Here is a 19,687-nt window from a genome sequence, read left to right as displayed (position 1 = left end):
TTTCCGACTACTCTGATAGAACTTGTTTTGTCACTACTTTACTATTTTTGACTGCCAATTGAAAAAATCAATGGAATAGTTTACATGACCGCAAGCACTTTAGTCCGGGAACCCCGGATTCATCCGTGGAGCGAGAAAAAAGCTCCCCCTCCTGATCACTTGCCCCCGGATTTATCAGTGGGAGCGCTTTCTTCAATCTGAAATCTAAAATCTAAAATCGATTGACTTTAGGAGTAAAAAATGCTGGATTTATTTAGCTCAGGGATGATGTCTCTGTGGCTGGACATGGCTGGGGTAGGCACTGCCGCGCCTAATGCTGCGTCAGTGCTGGCTTGGCGGGGAGGGATACCCGGGTTAGTGGTGGCCGAAGATTTGGCTTTTGGGCGAATAAAGGCGGCCAATCCAGACTTGCCCGCAGAAGCGACGGTGCGGGAATATTTAAAAGACTTAAAAGACAAGAACCTGATTGATGGGAATCAGGGAATTTGGGTGCAAGCGGGAATGGTGCCGCTGGTAAGCCAGCAGGGGAAGACGCTGATGCCTGGAGCTTCGCTGACTAAGATTGCGACTTCTCTGGCGTCGCTGGAGACTTGGGGCGCGGATTATCAGTTTGAAACGCGCTTCCTAGCAACGGGGCCGATTAGCAATGGTGTATTGCAGGGAGATTTGGTGGTCAGCGGTGGGGGCGATCCGCTGTTTGTGTGGGAGGAGGCGATCGCCGTTGGCAATGCTCTCAATCAAATGGGTATCGAGCGCGTGGCGGGAAATTTGGTGGTGACAGGCAATTTTCGCATGAATTACGAGTCCGATCCTTTGGCTGCGGGGGAGATACTGCGGCAAGCTCTTGAGGGTAGCAATTGGCCTGCGGACGTGGTGGCAATGTATTCTAAGATGGCTCCAGGAACTAGAAAGCCCCAAGTAACGGTGGCCGGCAGCGTCATTGCTGAGAAATTTGTGACTTCGGGGCGTTTGCTGCTGAAGCGCCGATCGCTTCCTTTAGCCGAAATTCTCAAGCAGATGAACGTCCACAGCGACAATGAAATGGCTCAGATGCTGGCCGACGATTTGGGCGGGGCAAAAATAGTGCAGCAGCAAGCGACTTGGGCTGCGGGGGTGCCGGAGGATGAACTCCAATTAGTTAACGGTTCGGGATTGGGAGTGGAAAATCAGATGTCTCCGAGGGCAGCTTGTGGGATGATGCAGGCGATCGCCCGCAACCTTCAGACTACTGGGCTGACGATTGCTGACTTGTTTCCGGTGTCCGGGCGCGATAAAGGTACTGTGGCACATCGGCACATTCCGCGATCGGCTGTGGTGAAAACTGGTAGTTTGGACACGGTGATTGCTTTGGCTGGAGCCATACCCACGCGCGATCGGGGTTTAGTTTGGTTTGCAATTATTAATCGCGGCACCGATTGGGACTCTTTGAGAGCGCAGCAAGATATATTTTTGCAAAAATTGGTGCAGCAGTGGGGAAGTGCATCGATTTTGCCACTAGCAATTACACCGCACATTGACGGCGCCAGACCTGCCTTGGGGGCAGCAAATCGTAGCGATATTTTGGTGGGAGGTTAAGAAATAGGGGTTGAGTTGCAGTTCGGGGAAGGAGCGCTGACAAAATAGCTTAGAATTGGAACAAGACTATTGTGCAAGAAGATGATCAAACTGCGATTGAAGAGATACGGGAAAAAACGCGAGACAAGCTACCGGATTGTAGCGATGAACAGTTCTACTCGCCGCGACGGCCGTCCCCTAGAAGAGCTCGGCTATTACAACCCCAGAAATAATGAAACCAGGCTGGATGTTCCAGCGATTGTCAAGCGCCTGCAAGAAGGCGCTCAGCCAACTGACACCGTGCGTGACATCCTGAGAAAAGCCCATGTATTTGAACAAGTCGGAGCCGGAGCCAACGTTGAATCCAGCACAGCAGCAGTCAGCTAGTCCCAACTACGCTGGACTGGTTAAATTTTTAATTGGGCCGTTTTTAGAGACCCCCGGATCTTTGCGGGTTGATTGCGAACTGCACCCGCGCCAATCGCGGGTCTGGGTTCGTCTAGCTTTTGAAGATCCCGACAAAGGGCGAGTTTACGGTAGGGGCGGACGCAATATTCAGGCCATTAGAACTACCCTTGAAGCGGTGGCGCAGACGGCGGGTCAGTCACTCTACTTAGATATATACGATGGCGAAGCGGGCGATCGTGGATCTGGCCCGCCCAGGGGCGATCGCCCGGATCGCCCGGATCGCCCAGATCGCGACCGCCCAGATCGTGGCTCGCGGGAGCCGCGAGGCGATTTCCGACCCCGGACGCCACCTCCGTCGCCGAGTCCCTTAGCTAGCAGAACTCCGAGAGAACAACCTCGCCGTACTAACACACCTACGTTTAGAACGAGCAGAAATACTCCCGGTTATTAACTAACTGCATAGCCCAGAAAGAATTTTAGATTTTAGATTGCCTGTTGTAAACTTTGTATTACAAGCCCCGTTAGGGTTGAAATTGCCGGTTTTGTGATCGGAAACAAATGTAAAATTTGAAATTTCAAATGTCAGCGGGATCGGGTTAATCTAAGATCTAAAATTTCAAATCTAAAATCTAAAATTGCCTGACTTACTAGAAGGGAGATTTGATTTGTGCCTCAAGCACCAAACTTATTGGGGAGCTAAATCTAAAAGACGCCTTAGATACTAGGTAAAACCTAGTAACGGGCGTCTTTTTGTTCGCAAGTAGTGAGTCGTTTAACACTTAGTTGTTAACCTTTAATTGCTTATTTGGAGGAGCTTATGTTGGCATGAATGAAAAACTAACAATAGAGTTACCGAGCACTCAAAGCGCAATGTCGCTGGCCGGTAATCAAGAAGAAAACTTGAAAATGATCTCTAAGCAAACCGGGGCTAACCTGGTAATGCGAGGCCAAGAACTGCTGATTTCAGGCACAAAAAGTCAAGTAGAATTGTGTCATAAATTAGTGCGATCGCTCTCCGACTATTGGAAATCCGGCAAAAATATTACCGGAGTTGAAATCCAGACGGCGCGCCAAGCTTTGGATACCAACCGCCAAGGCGATTTACAAGACTTGCAGCGAGACGTTCTCGCCAGAACCCGCCGCGGGGAAGAAATTAGAGCCAAAACCTTCAAGCAGCGGCAATACGTCCAAGCAGTACGCACGCACGACCTGACATTTTGCATTGGCCCCGCTGGTACTGGCAAAACATTTCTAGCTGCTATTTTCGCCGTGCAAGCGCTGTTGAGCAAGCAGTACGAACGGCTGATTTTAACCAGGCCAGCCGTGGAAGCTGGCGAAAAATTAGGGTTTTTGCCTGGAGATTTGCAGCAAAAAGTCGATCCATATTTGCGCCCGCTTTACGACGCCCTGCAAGAAATGATCGACCCTGAAAAAATGGCTGATTTAATGGAAAGAGGCTTGATCGAAGTAGCTCCTTTAGCTTATATGCGGGGGCGCACTCTCAGCAATGCTTTCGTAATTTTGGACGAAGCTCAAAATACGACGCCGGCTCAGATGAAAATGGTGTTGACTCGTCTGGGCTTTCGATCGAGAATGGTAGTGACGGGCGATATCACTCAAACAGATTTGCCGCCAAACCAACAGTCGGGATTGTCAGTCGCCCAAAACATTCTACGCAACGTTGAGGGCATTGCTTTCTGCGAATTTTCTCAAGCGGATGTGGTGCGACACCCGCTAGTGCAGCGGATTGTCGCTGCTTACGAACTGCACGAAACATAGTCAGTAGTCAGTAGTCATTAGTCATTAGTCAGTAGTCAGTAGTCATTGGTTGATTGTTAGTTGTTGTTGGTTCTAATGCTCAAAGTCCAATACCCAATACCCAATTCCCAAATTAAATTATGCCTAACCTGAAAGAGTTCTTGGAAGCTTGCGAACAATTGGGAACGCTGCGTTTAATCGTGACTAGCAGCGCGGCGGTGCTGGAAGTGCGCGGTTCAATTCACAAGCTGTTTTATGCGGAGTTGCCGAAGGGAAAGTATGCCAATATGCACGCCGAAATATTTGAGTTTCACCTAAATATGGACAAAATAAAACAGGTGAAGTTTGAAACGGGGGAGGCGAAAAGAGGCAATTTCACTACTTATGCAATTCGTTTTCTCGACGAACAAAATGAGGCTGCTTTGAGTGCGTTTTTGCAGTGGGGAAAGCCGGGGGAATACGAACCGGGACAGGTGGAAAATTGGCACGAATTGAAGGAAAAATACGGGGATGTTTGGGAACCTGCACCTGTTGAGGCGCTTTAAAAAATAGGTTTTTCCACCTTTGAATTGCATATTGGGGGCGGGTAGGATGCCCAACCCCTACTCCCCACAATCAGAACATTTATTTTCATAAACAGGCAAGATGCCTGTTTATGAAAATGGTATAAAGTAAGATGTTTAACTGATTAGTTGTCTAATTGTTGAATTAATGAACCGCAGAGGGCGCAGAGAACGCAGAGAAGAGATAAAGAAGAGAAAGAAAAGAGAGACAGAAAGTTAGTTGTTTGAATGTAATTGGGTATGAAGGTAATTTGGAGTTTTTGTTTGGCTTTGTTGGTGTTGCTGTCGGGTGGCGTTGCGAGAGCGGGGGTTTTGGGCGATCGCATATCAAGTTTTCCCAATTGGGAAAGCAAGCCTTCTATCGCTGTAGCTAAGGGAGATTTGGTATATCCCGACTGGATGGCCGGCAATTGGAATGTGGCGAGCACTTTGGTGGATTTAGCCGCTCCTTTAGCGCCAAATATTGTCACGCCAGGGTTTGAAAGCAACCGCCAGTATTTGGAGCAGCCGGTCTTATTTAAAGTGCGATTTCAAGCTGAAAAAAATCTTGGGTTAATTTCTAATTATACCTTTAAAAAGGCTCAAAAGATTGTAGCCGATCGCACTTTTAACGGTTTGAATATTGCCAAAGCTTATTTAGGCGATGGTGGCGTACTTTCGGTGAAAGTCGATCCGACCAATCCCAACCGCCAAATTACTGTTTTGAAAGGGGAACGCCAACTAATTTCGATTGTTACCAGTCGGGTAACTGAGACGCCGAATCCTCGCGAGTTTGTGTCTACAGAGATTTCTCAGCAGGTGTTTCGGGGAGAGTCTGATATTTATTTAAACGAGGTGGAAACAACAACCGCTTATCGAGTTGTTGGAGGCGGAGAAAATGGCGATTCAGCGAGTAAAAGAATTGAAGCCGATCAGGTGACAGCGATTTATTTGTCGCCGCAAGACCCGGATTATTTTGCTGCGGGCGGGCATCCTGTGGCTTTGTACCGATATCGCTTGGAGTTGTTACCGGGAGAATAAGCTAAGAAGAACGACAAAAATTAGTGAAATAGTTATAGAGTTCGCGAAATAACGGACATTTTTTCTGGACTTCATTCGGATCGATTGCCATCAATAGCAAAGGTGTATGGTATCCTTTAGAAAAGCGTGCTTTATCGCGATCGACCTCATCTTGAACACTTGAATCAATTAAAGCTTCTGATAGTTTTTCTCGACAGCAATCTCTTTGAGAATCATATTCACTAAATGATTCGGGATTCTCAAAAGAAACTTTTTTTTGTGTACTCAGCCACCAACGCATACGTTCATGTCTGCCTCTAAAATCTGAATGTTTAGCTATTGAATTATTCCAATCAGCAATAATCCAAGCTTCGATTTCCGGCGCGGCAAACCCAACAATTTTTTTTATGTCAGCACATTCTGGTATTTTTGATATCTCGTCTTCTAATATTTTCTCTATTTTCTTTTTTTCTTCCTGAGAATCGCGACAATCCAAATCGTCAAAAACTAAAATCAGGTCGCATTTATTTGGTTCTGCTTTTAAGGCAATCGGTAATTCTTGCTTTATTTGCTCGATTAAGCTTTGACCTGTTCTTCCATAACTACCTGCTTTATTAGCTTTAGGGCCAGGTTTTCTAATAACCGGTGTTTTTCGTTCAAATCTACACCCAGGAAAAGTTTTGTCTAAAAAAGGAAAGAATCCTCTAACCTCAGCGTCACCACCTCCAGAGTAAACCCACACTACCATGGCCATCCTCCAATGCTAGGATCGCCAACACGATATAAGTCACCTAATTCCCATCCCTCTTCAAGTTTTGGCTCCAGCAGTTCTTTTGAAAGAGATTTGACTGAGAAATGGGTTCTATTTTCGGAATAAAAACAAAGAACATTCTCTAAACAATCAGTAAAGTGATCTAAAAGGTCGGGACTATGTGTGGTAATAATTATCTGAGTTTTTGTCGCAGCTTTTTTAATCCACTCAGCTAAAATTGGCATCCACGATACGTGCAATCCTAATTCCGGTTCATCAATAACTATCAAAGAAGGAAGAAGTGGAGAATGTAAAATAGTTGCCCAACAAAGCATCCTCACAGTTCCATCTGACATTTCATTAAGGTAAAATGCTTCTTCTTTGATATCTTCAAAATACCATTGTACAGTGAGAGTTAGGCGACCAAAACGTACAGGTTTAATGCGACGAGTTTTTGGCAGGATTGATTTCATCGCCTCGTTCAGACTATCTTCAAAGTCGATATTTTGGCTTAAATTATCCAAAACTAAGGGCAGATTATCTCCAGATGCAGATAGGTAAATATCACTTCCACCTATTATAGGTTGTGCGATTCTAATAGAATTCAAATTCATGTTATTGGCATTATAAAATTGCCATTGTGAAATAAATCCAATTAATTCTCTTCTAATTTTGTAAACAGGTGTATTTTCTGGTGCTAATTGACTATTTTCAAGCAGTGTCGGAATTGTCAACAAACCCAAAGAATTTGTAGGAATGTTATCTAAAGTTTCAAAATGAGTTGGCTCTTGACCGGGAGAATTGTAAACAGATAAAACTCCTTGCCCTAATTCTCTGTTATGCAATTTATAGTAATAGAAAGGTGGCTTGGTGGAAGTTCCCTGCAAATCTTCTCCGCCATATAGATATTCTTCAGAAATGCTCGCCCTTACTTTTTGTCGATCGGTATAAAGTTTGAAATCAAGAATTGCGCTGTCTTTTTGAAGATTACCAGTTTGGTTAATTTGCGAAAAACAGCAAGCTATACTGACCTTTGCCGGACTTTCAACATTGACATCTAAGATTCTATCACCGCCAAATTTAGAAATAGCATCCTCAAAACTACTCACGCCCCGATTTTCGTCGGGAATAGCTATTAGGCAATCTTTTAAAAATTTTAAACAACTAATAAAATTGCTTTTGCCTGAACCGTTTGAGCCGATAAATATATTAAGGTTGTTTAAATTTACAGAGGGATCTAACTGTAGATTTTTATAATTCTTGGTTGTCAAAAATCGAATAATTGGTTGATTCATACGATCGCTCTGGTTATACTTCAGAAAGTTAGGGCAGGCAAGATGCCTACCCTACAAAGGTAAAAAAATATTTTTTTACCTTTTCACTCTCGATTTTCTGATTAGCCGTTACTGAACAAACTTCTTGAATGCGAGTGTCACGTTGTGGCCGCCAAATCCAAAAGAATTCGACAGCGCCACATCAACTTTTAGATCGCGGCTTGTATGAGGAACATAGTCTAAATCGCACTCAGGATCGGGATTTTCCAGATTAATTGTCGGCGGGATTTTGTCATTGGCGATCGCCATTACCGTCGCCACCGCTTCAATTCCCCCAGAACCGCCCAAAAGATGACCGGTCATCGACTTGGTAGAACTAATTGCTACTTTGTAAGCGTGATCTCCCAAAACCTTCTTAATCGCTTTCGTTTCCGTAGAATCGTTGGGAAGCGTGCTCGTGCCGTGAGCGTTGATATAGCTCACTTGATCCGGCGTCAAACCCCCATCTTTGAGCGCTAAAGCCATTGCTCGCGATGCACCTTCGCCCCCGGGTACTGGGGAAGTCATGTGATAGGCATCGCAAGTTAAACCGTAGCCGACGATTTCTGCGTAAATCCTCGCGCCACGCGCCAGAGCGTGTTCCATTTCTTCTAGAATCAGAATGCCAGCACCTTCGCCGACGACAAAACCATCACGATCGCGATCGAACGGACGAGAAGCATGAGTCGGGTCATCGTTGCGAGTCGAAAGCGCCCTCGCCGCAGCAAAACCAGCCACGCACAAAGGTGTCACCGCAGCTTCCGTACCGCCGCAAATCATGGCTTGCGCGTAACCCCCCTGAACTAGGCGAAACGCATCACCTACCGCATTCGATCCGGCAGCGCAGGCCGTCACCGTGCAAGAGTTCGGTCCCTTAGCACCCGTTTGAATCGCCGTCAGGCCCGCGGCCATATTCGCAATCATCATGGGAATCATAAACGGGCTGCATCGATCGGGGCCGCGATTCAGATATATCTCTTGCTGGTCTTCCAAAACCTTCAGGCCGCCAATGCCAGTGCCAAGAATGACACCCACCTGTTCTGCGTTCAGGTCGTTAATCTCAAACTTCGCATCAGCAACAGCTTGTTTGCTCGCTGACACCCCAAATTGAGCAAAGCGATCCATCCGCTTTGCTTCCTTGCGCTCTAAATAGTCGTGTGGGTCGTAACCCTTCACCTCTGCGGCAAAGCGGCAGTCGTGCCGCGACGCGTCGAATAAGGTGATCGGGCCTATACCATTCTTCCCGGCAAGCAACCCGTCCCAATACTCGGACAAGGTATTGCCGATGGGTGTAATCGCGCCGAGACCCGTGATAACAACGCGCTTACGCTCTAAATTTGTCATGATTTCAGTTTCAAAAAATTAAACACCCAGAACGCAGAACAAAAGAGGAGTTTCCAGTTTTCTAACTTCTCTCCTCTTAGGGGAAAAGACAGGTATTTTATGCTTTTGGAGCTGCAAGTTGGCTGCTGATGAAATCTACAGAAGCTTGAACCGTAGTAATTCCTTCGGCTGCTTCGTCGGGAATTTCAATATCAAACTCTTCTTCCAAGGCCATGACCAGCTCTACAGTATCTAAGGAATCTGCTCCTAAATCGTTAGCAAAGTTGGCTTCGGGCTTGACTTCGCTCGGATCGACTTCCAATTGCTCTGCCACAATTTTCTTGACTCTAGCAAAAATGTCGTCTTGGCTCATAACATCGTCTCCTCATTGGTTGCTGCGTATCTAATCTTATCCGAAAGGGGGATCTGCAGGAGAAAGGCTGGCCGCTTTTCTAAGTGACACGGGCCAGCGACAATTGGGACGCGGACGATCGCAGTAACTCTACGACTAAGGCAAAAAAACGCAAATAGCCCAAAATCAATCATCTCGTTTAGCCACCTGATAACGTTGAGGAACCGGATTTTTGGTCGATGGTGCGTCAGTCTTCAACTCAAAATGCTTGAGAAAAGCTGACAATTGGCTCCTAGCTAGGCGGTGATACGTTAATTATAAAGAGGGAAAACTAAGCAGGAAGCCTCCCGACTTCGATCGCTCAAGTTTCTTTTCCCGAACCTTGTGTCTCCAGCAGAAACGACTATGCCATCCCAAACTCTCAGATATGCTTACTTTCCCGGTTGCGTTGCCCAAGGGGCGGCCCGCGAACTTTACTTGTCTACAATGGCGCTAACTCAAGCGTTGGGGATTGAACTGGTGGAACTCAAAAAAGCTTCCTGCTGCGGTTCTGGCACTTTCAAGGAAGATTCGCAGTTACTCGAAGATACTGTCAACGCTCGCAATATTGCTTTGGCTGAGGAACTGAATCTGCCTTTGCTGACCCATTGCAGCACTTGTCAAGGGGTAATCGGTCATGTGGACGATCGCCTCAAGGAATCTCAGAAAACCGATCCCAACTACATAGAAAAAGTCAATGGTTTACTAAAAAAACAAGGCTGTTCGCCTTATCAAGGCAGTACCGAGGTGAAACATCTCTTGTGGGCGATCGTTGTAGATTACGGGCTCGACGAGGTGCAGAAGCGAGTCACCCGCAAGCTTTCGGGTTTGAAGTGCGCGTCTTTTTACGGGTGCTACCTGCTGCGAGCTCAGGATAAGCTGCTTTACGATGACCCGCACCAACCCGAATCGATGGAAAATGTGTTTCGGGCGATCGGGGCAACTCCGGTTTACTATCGAGGCCGGACGCAGTGCTGCGGCTGGCCGTTGGCGAGTTATGCCACTAACCAATCTTTTCAGATGGCAGGCAAACATATTCAAGATGCTATTGACAATGGGGCTGATTGTATGGTAACGCCTTGTCCGCTTTGTCATTTAAATTTGGATTCGCGGCAGCCGGAGGTGGAAAAAGTAATCGGGCGCAAGTTGGGTTTGCCGGTGCTGCATTTGTCGCAATTGGTGGCTTTGGCTTTGGGTGTGGAGCCAAAAAAACTAGGGCTCGATCGACATATCGTGTCAACTAAGCCCGTGTTAGAAAAATTAGGCTTTTAGTCGATCGATTTGCGCGGCTTTGTAGTAAAGACTTTACTCCTTTCTAATATCAAATCCCGTTAGAGCGGAATTATACCCGAGTGCTAGCGGGAAGCTCGATCGCGCTCATACACTCTTGAGTTGATAGAAGATACCGTCCACAATTTGTCGTTTTGTCCCCAGAGGTGGTCTAGTCTTCTTCTTGTGGGGCAGCAATCGCGCTGCGGAGTTATCACCCGTTGTCGGTGAAGTTACTCGACAATGCCATTTATTTCTGATCTTAGCTCGTCATCAGAGAGCCCAAATGGGTTCTTTAAGCTATTGACACCACCAAAAGATGAAGCGGTCTAACGACGGGGGCTTCAGCGAACGGCGTTGCACGGTGGCTACACCACTGATAACCGATGCCTCAGTTCCTTTGCCAGCCATTGTTAGACTGCGATCACTCTCTTCGCATTCCATAGCCCGGATCTACACTCCAAAGCAAGTGTGGTGGTTGGTAGGTTAATATGCAGACAACAGAAACAAAAGTTGTATACAATTACACAAAATAGTTTTTTAAGAGTTCCTAACTGCCTAGTTATGGATAAGGAATCAGCAATGAAACGAAACCCAGTAAATCTCACACGTTCGGTATTCCTATGGGCAATGCTAGGAATCATTTGTGGTTTGTTTGCTGCAAGTTATTGGATATTTTTGTCTTACATGATGGTTGGATTTGAATATTTTAGTGGACTTTCTCTACTAATCATCATGCCGCTTGCCGGCTTGCTCATCGGTTTGCTCATTCATTGGCTGGGAAATCCTGGCGAAATAGGGTTGATTATTGACAATATTCATCTCAATGGCGGGCGGTTACCAATGAACGAGAATCCTTCGATGATTCTGTCGTCGCTAATCAGTATTGCAAGTGGAGGCAGTGCTGGTCCAGAAGCACCAATGGTGCAAGTCACAGGTTCAATTGGTACGTGGTTGGCCGATCGCTTTCAATTGGGTGGAGAGGCACTACGAACTTTGAGTATTGCTGGCATGGCATCTGGTTTTACAGTTTTGTTCGGCGCTCCATTGGGTGGTACTTTTTTTGCTTTAGAAATCCTGCATCATCAGAATGTTGTGGAGTATTTTGAAGCAATATTACCTGCGGTTGTGGCAAGTTGTGCAAGTTACACCATCTTTGTAGCAATTACCCAGCTAGGAATTGGTCCTACCTGGCATTTTCCTCAATACAATGTGGACAGTCTTTATGACTTTGGCGCAGCGATTGCTTATGGAATCGTAGGTGCGCTCATGGGGTGGTTTTTTATCGCTGTATTTCGCACTGTTGGTCGCTTGTTTGATTCAATACCCAGCCCAATCTATGTGCGAACTACTTTAGCCGGGCTAGCACTTGGTGTGTTATCAGCTTTATTTCCGCTCACTCGTTTCTTTGGTGAACATCAAATTGAAAAAATTGTTGAGGGCAACTTTTCTTTGGGAGTTGTCTTAACTTTAGTTATTGCTAAAGTGTTTGCCATTAGTACGACCGTAAATGGAGGCTGGCGGGGGGGGATTATCATCCCACTGTTTTTTATAGGAGCCTGTTTAGGAAAGGCAATCGCTATCATTAGTCCCGCCTCCAACGAGACTTTGGCAATGATTTGTGTAATGGCTGCTCTGAATTCAACAGTTACTCGCACTCCAATTAGTACAACTCTGCTACTCGCCAAGTTGACAGGATTCAGCACTTTTACACCGATTCTCTTCGCTAGTCTTGTGGGTTTCTTTTTGGCTCCCCGATCTCCCTTCATTAGCTCACAGCGTAAAGTTGATTAACAAACGGCTAGAATTCCTCTAATAACTCCGTGTCGCGGTGAAAAATACGTGCATTTTGCGAGTATCGGCTCTAAAGGCTTCTGCCATTACAAATGCACCAATGGCATCAAACAACATCTATAGCAATCCGATCTGAGTCTCACAACACAACGCCCTCTTGTATTCCTAGACTTCTTGTATAGCAATACTTTCAGATTTTACATATCTAGAAAATCACTTAGGATTGCTATAGCCGTTGATACCAGTCAGCTTGCCGTTTTTTATCCATTGCACAAAAGCCAGTGTGTCCGATGACTGTGGCTTGATTGAAATGTTGAGTCACAACCTCGATTATTTTCACACTCGGGCCCGTCAATATTCCGAAGATTACCATTCTGCAAGGGTAAGGGGTATCACCCGGATAAGATCATCGCAGTTTGGTCAAGAACTTTGAGCCCACTCTCACCAATCCTACTGCTAAACTCAATTTGTATTTAATCAGGCTGATGCTCAAACGGTTGGCGAATGATAGAGATCCCAAAGGGGTTCTATAAGACTCCCAGGGTGAATAACTGTGAAGTTTTGTCGCTTTTTCGCGAAGTGCTTCCAGGCACTGCGGTAGACTAACCTTTAATTCTCTGTGCAGGCTATAGCGGTGGCACCTCACCGTCAAATCTGTTAATTCGCAGAGGCAGCAAATTTTTAGTGACTCGTTGGGAGCCTTTATTCAATGTCTCATTCAGTCAAAATTTACGATACTTGCATCGGCTGCACTCAATGCGTCCGCGCTTGTCCGACTGACGTTTTGGAGATGGTGCCCTGGGATGGCTGCAAAGCAGCTCAGATTGCCTCCTCTCCCCGCACCGAAGACTGTGTAGGCTGCAAGCGGTGCGAAACTGCTTGCCCCACCGATTTTCTGAGCATCCGGGTTTACCTGGGAGCAGAAACCACTCGCAGTATGGGTCTAGCCTACTAAATATCGATCGACACGCCGATCGAAATTACGGGTACAAGAGAGGGGGCAATTTAATCGCCCCCTCTTTTTTGTAGCGGAATCGGCATTCGGGGGCCGGAAGAAGGTAAAAATGATAAAACTTGAGTTTTATTGCGATCGCTAAGCAGGAGTAGTACGTTAAATGTGCGGAATCGTTGGCTATATCGGCACGCAAGCAGCAAGCGAGATTTTGCTAGCAGGATTGGAGAAACTAGAATATCGGGGCTACGATTCAGCGGGCCTCGCTACCATCTCGGAAGGACAAATTACCTGCATCCGAGCCAAGGGCAAATTGCACAACCTCAGGGAAAAGTTAGCAGAGATAGACTCTCCGGCTCCCATCGGCATTGGACACACCCGCTGGGCAACTCACGGCAAACCAGAGGAATATAACGCTCACCCTCACATGGATAATAACGGGCGAATTGCGGTAGTTCAAAATGGAATTGTCGAAAATTATCGGGAGTTGCGGAAAGAATTGAAAGCAAAGGGACATAAATTTGTCTCGGATACCGATACAGAAGTGATTCCTCATTTAATAGGTGAATTTTTGAAAGAAGCAAGAAGGGAGAACGAAGACGGAAAATATAAAACAACCGAGAAAATTGCTGATTTATCGTTTTTGGAAACTGTTTTAAAGGCGGTAAATAAATTAGAAGGAGCTTTTGCGATCGCCGTTATCTGTGCAGATTTTCCCGAGGAAATAATTGTCGCCAGACAGCAAGCTCCTTTGGTGATTGGCTTTGGTGCTGGCGAATTTTTCTGCGCTTCCGACACGCCGGCTTTAGTATCTCACACCCGCACTGTTTTGTCTCTAGAAAATGGTGAATTGGCAAGGCTAACTCCGATGGGAGTAGAAGTTTACAGCTTTGCAGGAGAAAGGCTCAAAAAAAGCCCGCGCATCCTTGGTTGGAGTCCAGTTTTAGTCGAAAAACAAGGCTTCAAACACTTCATGCACAAGGAGATTTATGAACAGCCAGCCGTAGTCAGAGCTTGTCTGGAGGCTTATTTAGACAGCGATTGGCAGCCAGGAAATCCGCGCTCTCCCATCAATCTCAACTTGCCCAATGAACTTTGCGCCGATGTCGAACAAATTTCAATTCTCGCCTGCGGAACGAGCTGGCACGCCTCGCTAATCGGCAAATATTTGTTGGAACAATTAGCTAATATTCCCACTGCCGTGCAGTACGCTTCGGAGTACCGCTACGCACCGCCACCGCTGACAGCAAATACTTTAACTATTGGGGTAACACAGTCGGGAGAAACGGCGGACACGCTGGCTGCTTTGGGGATGGAACAGCAGCGCCGCGCGGGTTTTACTGATAAATTCCGGGCGAGAATGTTAGGGATTACTAACAGGACTGAAAGTTCGATCGCCCACATGATGCCGCACGTGATCAATACCCACGCTGGTATAGAAATCGGCGTTGCTGCGACTAAAACTTTTGTCACTCAGTTGATGGCATTTTATTTCTTAGCTTTGGATTTGGCGCACCAGCGACAAACAATTAGCACTGAGAGATTGGCAGAAATTATTACTGGTTTGCGCCAGTTACCGACAGAAATTGAGAAGTATTTGGAGATTCAAGAACAGTATGTCGAGGAATTGTCCCACCAGTTTACAGACACACAAGATTTTATCTTTTTGGGGCGGGGAATTAACTTTCCAATTGCTTTGGAAGGGGCGCTGAAACTGAAGGAAATTAGCTACATTCACGCTGAAGGATATCCGGCGGGAGAGATGAAACACGGCCCGATCGCCCTTTTGGATGCTAAAGTGCCTGTAGTGGCGATCGCCATGCCCGGTAGCGTCTACGAAAAAGTGCTTTCCAACGCTCAAGAAGCGAAGGCGCGTGACGCCCGTTTAATTGGGGTTACGCCGAAGCAAGGTGTGGCGGAAGCCGAGATTTTTGACTACATTTTGCCGGTGCCTTTGGTGGATGAATTGTTGTCGCCGATTGTGACAGTGATTCCGCTGCAATTGTTGGCTTATCACATTGCGGCGCGTCGGGGTTTGGATGTGGATCAGCCACGAAATTTGGCGAAGTCGGTGACGGTGGAGTAAAGGAAGGAAGAGGGAAGAGGGAAGAGGGAAGAAGGAAGAGGGAAGATTAATTACTGAATTTCTCATTCCCAATGCCCAATGCCCAATTCCCAATACCCAATGCCAATTCCTCAACTCAAAACTATTCCCCCTCGCACACACCCCAAATCGCCGCCAACAGCACCCAGCTTGTAGTATTGAGTCGAAAATCAAACAGCGTCACATCTACAGTGTTAAAAAGCGTACAGGCGGCGAAGGCTAATAAATAACTGAAAAAAATTAGGCGATCGGCCGCTCTTAAATCTTGACAAACCACCTGACTTTTGCTATTGATTATATATTTTTGATTGCTCGCTAAAGCATTTTCCGCTACATCCTGTGTTGCTATTTGCTCGTGTTTGATATCTGCCGAAAAAAGTGGCCAATTCGCCAGCAGGAAAACACCCCTAGCCAAAACCCAACCAACTAAACCAAACAAAAAAAGCGTTGCGGGTATTCCCGTTTCCGCAGTCAACATCAGTATCAAACTGTGAGGATGACCGAGCCATTCTTGCATCTGAGCTTGATAGAGAGGCGTAAAATTTCGCAATCCCCAACCAGTCCAAGGACGCTGCTGAGTCATCGACCAAGCAAATTCCCACTGAGTTTTTCTCAAAGTAGCAGTCGGTCGATTTGGGAACATCTCGTCGGTGAGTCTAGCCCAAAAGAAAGCGGGGACAATTATTCGCAAATAGTGCCGTAAAGGTTCCGGGCCAAAAGCAGACAAAAAAACTGTGCTAGCCACGGTACAAACCGCAGCTAATAATTTTTTATAACCCGCATAAAGTGCAAAAGCCAAAACGGCCAAAACTACCAGCCCCCAAGCATTGCGAGAATTAGTAAAAATTAAAGCAACAGCATTTCCGATCACTGCAAAACTTAAAAATAGGAAGCGGTAATTGGGAAGCGGTAATTGGAAAGCGGTAATTGGGAATTGGGAATTGGGAATCGGTAATTGGGAATTGGTAATTTGCAGTTCATTAATTATTGCCTTCTGCCTTCTGCCTTCTGCCTTCTGCCTTCTGCCTTCTGCCATCCACAGTCCCATTGCTAAAATAAAAGCAATTGTCAGATAGCAAGCTAAAATATTTGCGTACATAAATACAGAAGCCATGCGGCCGGGGGGATTGCCTTTGGGTTCGAGTACCCAGCCAAAAACAGGCTGCAATTGATCGATGCCGCTCCAACCTAAAAATTGCTGTCCCAGGCCTAAAATTATGACTGGAATTGAACTAATTACAATCATCCAAGACAATTGTCGCAATTGAGCCAGAGTTTGAATTAAACTGCTGAAAGCGGCAAACAATATAAAGAACGGCAAGAAATTGTACAACCCTATAAAAGCCGCAATGCGGTTGTGGGCAAAAACCGCTGTGATGACTAGCAGCGCGCTCAGAATCGCAAAGCCCCTATTCAGCGGGCGGCGACTAATTTGACGGAACTTTTGCTTGCAAGTGCCGGCCAATCCCAGGAATAAAGCTAAAGCTCCCAAAATGGGAATTAAGGGAAAAATCAGCATCCCCACTTGGGCGAAATTCCAAGGAATTTGCAGGCGGGGATCAGGATGTTTTTGGAGGCGAGATTTGAGATTTTCGGCTGTCAGTTTGGCAGCTAATTTCAACCGATTTTTGATATTCACCCATACTCCCAATCTCAAATTTAAAATCTACAATCTACCATCGTTAAGCTAGTTCCCAAACGCATTCCGATCGCGTCAGGCGTATTTGAGCTAGGGCAAAAATGGTCGGGATAATGCGGCCGTAGTTTGTGGAAATCGATCGCCAACCCAAATCCGCTAAAAACCAAGTCCACATCACCGGGCCGACCAACGAAAATACGCTCCGCGTTGCACCGTAACGAGCCGCACTCACCGCCATACCGCGCCGCGCCGTCTGAATTGCGACATAATTTTGAAACTGGGTTGCTGCAGTTGCAGTGCCTGCAAGCACTCCTTGTTTTGCCATTTGATAGGTGGCAAAATGCAGCGCAAATTGATTTGCCATTAGTTTGAGCAGCATTGGTTTTAAGATGGAACTAACAGCTAAAGCGCTGCCGCCTTTGAACAGTAAACCCAGCGGGTCTTTTTCAGCAGAAATTGGCAGGGGTTCTGAGAGTTTTGAATCAACGATCGCTCGCTGTACGCGCAGTGTCAGCGCTTGCTGTTCATCTGCCGGCAAACGCTTCCACGCGCGGCCCATTAAGTGCAGAAATACTTCAGCCTCTAAGTCGGTGGTTGACAACTGTTTGGGATAAGGGATTTTGAGATAGCGACAAACTTGAATTAGTGCTTGTCTGTAAGTTACTTGTTCGGTTCGCCCTCTGAGTACCGTCAACCCGTCGGCTGCAAGATAGCGAAACCGCTGTTCTACTGCGTCGAGCCATGCTTGGCGATCGCGACTTTGTACATCTATCGGTGCGGGGGTTTGCACGTAATCTAAAGGGTTAAACTTGCGGCTGAACAGAAGTTCTGTTAGTTGCTGCAATTCTTCTTCTGTTGTCAATTCGAGTGCTGCTCTGAGTTCGTCCAAAATTTTGCCCTCCCCTATTCGATTTTAGATTTTAGATTTTAGATTTTAGATTGCTGCTGGTTCACAACCATTAGGATTTAGGATTTACCTACAGTGGCATTTTTTGATCGGGTCTTAATCATGGATTCGTGCTGTCCTTTATTCTACTACTTGGTGCAGGGCGATGGCGTCGGGCCCGGCAAGCTACGGCTCTTTTGAGTCATCGGTAAGGTACAAATTCAGCTTGCAACCTTTAAGCTGATGTTTAGATTCACAAGGCTGACTGATTGATTATGTTCGATGTTGCGGTGATTGGTGCGGGTATGGCGGGGCTCAGTTGCGCTCAACGGTTGCGCCAAGCTGGTTATTCTGTGGCGGTTGTTGAGAAATCTCGCGGCGTGGGGGGACGTGTGGCTACCCGCCGTGTACAGGGTACTCGGGCTGATCACGGGGCGCGGTATCTCGAACCGCAGGGGGATGCGGTGCAGGGGTTAATTGACGTTTTGGTCGATCGGCACATCCTCAAACTCTGGACTGATACTGTCTGGGAATTCAGACAGGGGAAACTTTCTGCTATTGCTAGTTCTTGTTATGTCGCACCTGCGGGTATGAATGCTATCGGTAAGTATCTGGCGGAGGGTGTAGAAATTTGGTTGGGCCGCCGCGTACAAGCTATTTCTACTACAGATAACCAAATGTGGCATCTTTCCCTAGAAGTTACTGACAGCAATTTAGAGATACCTCAAGAATTGATTGCTAAGGCTGTGGTTGTGGCAATTCCGGCTCCTCAAGCTTTAATGTTTTTGAATCCGGAAATTGGTTTGAAATCTGATTTTTTTGACAAATTGCGTTCTGTGGAGTACGACCCTTGCATTACGGTTATGGCTGGCTATTCTGCGACAAAACAGCAAGATTTAAGTAATCTAAATCCGCCGTGGAAATGTGTTTCTTTTCCCGATAATTCTGATTTAGCTTGGGTTGGTTTGGACAGCAGCAAACGGCTCGATCCGCAGCAGCCGGTGTTTGTGTTTCACAGCAGCCCAAATTTGGCAGAACGCTATTTACAAGCTGCTGATTTGGAAACTGTTGGTCAAGAATTGCTTTCGATAGCTTCTGAATATTTAATCCCTTGGCTGAAACAGCCGGAATGGTTGCAGGTTCACCGCTGGCGGTATGCTTTTTGTCGAAATCCTTTGCCTCTTTCTTGTTTGGCTGCTGGGGGGACTTTGCCGCTGGTTTGTGCGGGGGATTTGTGCGGGGAAGGCCAAATAGAAGCTGCTTTGCGATCGGGTTTGGCGGCTGCTAATTGGGTGAATTCTCAGTTGCAGAATTGGCCGTTAGATTCAAACCTAAATTGGTAATATGGCTAAAATTAATGTATCGATTTTGCCTCTAACGCTATGATTGCCATCCCGTCTGGCTTTAGCCCCGAAGATTACCTTACGCTCGAACGTGATAATACCGTCCGGCATGAATATCGGCGCAGGTGTACGCGATGGCGGGAGGTAGCGATGACCACAGCCTTTGGAGTAGCCACCCTTTATCCCAATCGCTGCACCTCTTCCACCGACAGAGAAAGCGCCTGGGCAACTTGTTCGACGGTTAAACCCATTGCCAGTAGTTGGGGGATGGCATCTCGTTGTGTTTGCTCGACGCGATCGACTCGCGATCAAACTGATGCTCTGTTATAGCCTAGCCATTGTCGATCGATTTGTGGTCATGAATCTGATAAGTCGCCTGCAACTTGTCTCTCTAGCTGTTACGATCCAGTAGATACATGGAAAAAGCTAGTCTAATTATATGACTCAGTTAACCAGCGAACTTTCTGAGCGACTCAAGTCCGGTCCTGCGTTTCTACTATTAGGTCAAAATTATCTAAAGCTAGAGTCGGGCAGAGATCCTTTTCTATCCGAGATCCTACGTAAGTAAGTAGTCAAACAAAATTAATTACACAAACAACTAATATGATATAATAAAAAATATCAAGTTGTGTTCAAAGAA

17 protein-coding genes and 1 pseudogene are annotated in these 19,687 nt (G+C 46.4%); 11 read left to right on the top strand and 7 right to left on the bottom strand.

Annotated features, from left to right (window positions below; all coding sequences use genetic code 11):
• Nucleotides 1–240 precede the first annotated feature (240 nt).
• The 6 genes from QUA04_RS16505 (at nucleotide 241) to QUA04_RS16480 (ending at nucleotide 5,303) form a co-directional block, all read left to right on the top strand.
• A complete protein-coding gene (locus QUA04_RS16505; RefSeq protein ID WP_333258386.1) occupies nucleotides 241–1,575 on the top strand; it encodes a D-alanyl-D-alanine carboxypeptidase in 1,335 nt (444 codons plus the stop codon).
• An 81-nt stretch (nucleotides 1,576–1,656) separates the two neighbouring features.
• The gene (gene rpsP, locus QUA04_RS16500) at nucleotides 1,657–1,941 is read left to right on the top strand and encodes a 30S ribosomal protein S16 (protein ID WP_242721878.1); all 285 of its coding nucleotides are present in this window, start codon (nucleotides 1,657–1,659) and stop codon (nucleotides 1,939–1,941) included.
• A complete protein-coding gene (locus QUA04_RS16495) occupies nucleotides 1,913–2,413 on the top strand; it encodes a KH domain-containing protein (protein WP_333048224.1) in 501 nt (166 codons plus the stop codon). The genes rpsP and QUA04_RS16495 overlap by 29 nt, the downstream gene beginning before the upstream one ends.
• A 374-nt stretch (nucleotides 2,414–2,787) precedes the next feature.
• Nucleotides 2,788–3,741: a PhoH family protein gene (locus QUA04_RS16490; protein WP_333170851.1), complete on the top strand. Its 954-nt coding sequence runs from the start codon at nucleotides 2,788–2,790 to the stop codon at nucleotides 3,739–3,741.
• Nucleotides 3,742–3,860: 119 nt separating this feature from the next.
• Complete coding sequence (locus tag QUA04_RS16485) at nucleotides 3,861–4,265, top strand: ChuX/HutX family heme-like substrate-binding protein (RefSeq protein WP_333258385.1); 405 nt, start codon at nucleotides 3,861–3,863, stop codon at nucleotides 4,263–4,265.
• Between the two features lie 258 nt (nucleotides 4,266–4,523).
• A complete protein-coding gene (locus QUA04_RS16480; protein ID WP_333258384.1) occupies nucleotides 4,524–5,303 on the top strand; it encodes a DUF6816 family protein in 780 nt (259 codons plus the stop codon).
• A 1-nt stretch (nucleotide 5,304) separates the two neighbouring features.
• Here QUA04_RS16480 and QUA04_RS16475 read toward each other — a convergent pair whose 3' ends face one another.
• The 4 genes from QUA04_RS16475 to acpP all read right to left on the bottom strand — a co-directional run bounded on the left by QUA04_RS16475 (nucleotide 5,305) and on the right by acpP (nucleotide 9,042).
• Complete coding sequence (locus QUA04_RS16475; RefSeq protein ID WP_333258383.1) at nucleotides 5,305–6,030, bottom strand: DUF4276 family protein; 726 nt, start codon at nucleotides 6,028–6,030, stop codon at nucleotides 5,305–5,307.
• Entirely contained in the window at nucleotides 6,024–7,328 is a 1,305-nt protein-coding gene (locus QUA04_RS16470) for an AAA family ATPase (protein ID WP_333258382.1), read from the bottom strand. Before QUA04_RS16470 ends, QUA04_RS16475 begins: the two co-directional genes overlap by 7 nt.
• A 108-nt stretch (nucleotides 7,329–7,436) precedes the next feature.
• Nucleotides 7,437–8,690 (bottom strand): beta-ketoacyl-ACP synthase II, encoded by a 1,254-nt coding sequence (fabF, locus tag QUA04_RS16465; RefSeq protein ID WP_333258381.1) that lies wholly within the window; start codon nucleotides 8,688–8,690, stop codon nucleotides 7,437–7,439.
• Between the two features lie 97 nt (nucleotides 8,691–8,787).
• A complete protein-coding gene (gene acpP / locus QUA04_RS16460) occupies nucleotides 8,788–9,042 on the bottom strand; it encodes an acyl carrier protein (RefSeq protein WP_333071912.1) in 255 nt (84 codons plus the stop codon).
• A 384-nt stretch (nucleotides 9,043–9,426) separates the two neighbouring features.
• Between acpP and QUA04_RS16455 the strand changes: the two genes are divergently transcribed.
• The 4 genes from QUA04_RS16455 (at nucleotide 9,427) to glmS (ending at nucleotide 15,161) form a co-directional block, all read left to right on the top strand.
• Nucleotides 9,427–10,332, top strand: a complete 906-nt coding sequence (locus tag QUA04_RS16455; protein WP_333258380.1) for a CoB--CoM heterodisulfide reductase iron-sulfur subunit B family protein — start codon at nucleotides 9,427–9,429, stop codon at nucleotides 10,330–10,332.
• Between the two features lie 510 nt (nucleotides 10,333–10,842).
• Nucleotides 10,843–12,123 (top strand): chloride channel protein, encoded by a 1,281-nt coding sequence (locus QUA04_RS16450; protein ID WP_333258379.1) that lies wholly within the window; start codon nucleotides 10,843–10,845, stop codon nucleotides 12,121–12,123.
• 709 nt (nucleotides 12,124–12,832) lie between these two features.
• Complete coding sequence (gene psaC, locus QUA04_RS16445; protein WP_015175986.1) at nucleotides 12,833–13,078, top strand: photosystem I iron-sulfur center protein PsaC; 246 nt, start codon at nucleotides 12,833–12,835, stop codon at nucleotides 13,076–13,078.
• A gap of 160 nt (nucleotides 13,079–13,238) precedes the next feature.
• A complete protein-coding gene (gene glmS, locus QUA04_RS16440) occupies nucleotides 13,239–15,161 on the top strand; it encodes a glutamine--fructose-6-phosphate transaminase (isomerizing) (RefSeq protein WP_333258378.1) in 1,923 nt (640 codons plus the stop codon).
• A 121-nt stretch (nucleotides 15,162–15,282) separates the two neighbouring features.
• On the opposite strand, the gene QUA04_RS16435 is transcribed toward glmS, so the two are convergent.
• Together QUA04_RS16435 and QUA04_RS16430 are read right to left on the bottom strand one after the other, a co-directional pair.
• Nucleotides 15,283–16,818 (bottom strand): O-antigen ligase family protein, encoded by a 1,536-nt coding sequence (locus QUA04_RS16435; RefSeq protein WP_333258377.1) that lies wholly within the window; start codon nucleotides 16,816–16,818, stop codon nucleotides 15,283–15,285.
• A 43-nt stretch (nucleotides 16,819–16,861) separates the two neighbouring features.
• Nucleotides 16,862–17,707: a YaaW family protein gene (locus tag QUA04_RS16430; RefSeq protein WP_333258376.1), complete on the bottom strand. Its 846-nt coding sequence runs from the start codon at nucleotides 17,705–17,707 to the stop codon at nucleotides 16,862–16,864.
• Nucleotides 17,708–17,979: 272 nt separating this feature from the next.
• On the opposite strand from QUA04_RS16430, the gene QUA04_RS16425 reads away from it, so the two are divergent.
• Nucleotides 17,980–19,047: an FAD-dependent oxidoreductase gene (locus QUA04_RS16425; RefSeq protein ID WP_333258375.1), complete on the top strand. Its 1,068-nt coding sequence runs from the start codon at nucleotides 17,980–17,982 to the stop codon at nucleotides 19,045–19,047.
• A gap of 179 nt (nucleotides 19,048–19,226) precedes the next feature.
• Here the strand turns inward: QUA04_RS16425 and QUA04_RS16420 are convergent.
• Nucleotides 19,227–19,352: pseudogene (locus QUA04_RS16420) on the bottom strand (Uma2 family endonuclease); the annotation flags it as partial.
• Nucleotides 19,353–19,687 lie beyond the last annotated feature (335 nt).

This window comes from Microcoleus sp. S13_C5, assembly GCF_036700845.1.
Lineage (GTDB): Bacteria > Cyanobacteriota > Cyanobacteriia > Cyanobacteriales > Microcoleaceae > Microcoleus.
Note: the sequence above shows the minus strand (reverse complement) of the source record. Positions and strands in the feature narration are given on the sequence as shown.

Coding starts and splice junctions, on each gene's coding strand:
- QUA04_RS16505 (WP_333258386.1), top strand. CDS start 241: ATGCTGGATTTATTTAGCTCAGGGATGATGTCTCTGTGGCTGGACATG.
- rpsP (WP_242721878.1), top strand. CDS start 1,657: ATGATCAAACTGCGATTGAAGAGATACGGGAAAAAACGCGAGACAAGC.
- QUA04_RS16490 (WP_333170851.1), top strand. CDS start 2,788: ATGAATGAAAAACTAACAATAGAGTTACCGAGCACTCAAAGCGCAATG.
- QUA04_RS16485 (WP_333258385.1), top strand. CDS start 3,861: ATGCCTAACCTGAAAGAGTTCTTGGAAGCTTGCGAACAATTGGGAACG.
- QUA04_RS16480 (WP_333258384.1), top strand. CDS start 4,524: ATGAAGGTAATTTGGAGTTTTTGTTTGGCTTTGTTGGTGTTGCTGTCG.
- QUA04_RS16475 (WP_333258383.1), bottom strand. CDS start 6,030: ATGGTAGTGTGGGTTTACTCTGGAGGTGGTGACGCTGAGGTTAGAGGA.
- QUA04_RS16470 (WP_333258382.1), bottom strand. CDS start 7,328: ATGAATCAACCAATTATTCGATTTTTGACAACCAAGAATTATAAAAAT.
- fabF (WP_333258381.1), bottom strand. CDS start 8,690: ATGACAAATTTAGAGCGTAAGCGCGTTGTTATCACGGGTCTCGGCGCG.
- acpP (WP_333071912.1), bottom strand. CDS start 9,042: ATGAGCCAAGACGACATTTTTGCTAGAGTCAAGAAAATTGTGGCAGAG.
- QUA04_RS16455 (WP_333258380.1), top strand. CDS start 9,427: ATGCCATCCCAAACTCTCAGATATGCTTACTTTCCCGGTTGCGTTGCC.
- psaC (WP_015175986.1), top strand. CDS start 12,833: ATGTCTCATTCAGTCAAAATTTACGATACTTGCATCGGCTGCACTCAA.
- glmS (WP_333258378.1), top strand. CDS start 13,239: ATGTGCGGAATCGTTGGCTATATCGGCACGCAAGCAGCAAGCGAGATT.
- QUA04_RS16425 (WP_333258375.1), top strand. CDS start 17,980: ATGTTCGATGTTGCGGTGATTGGTGCGGGTATGGCGGGGCTCAGTTGC.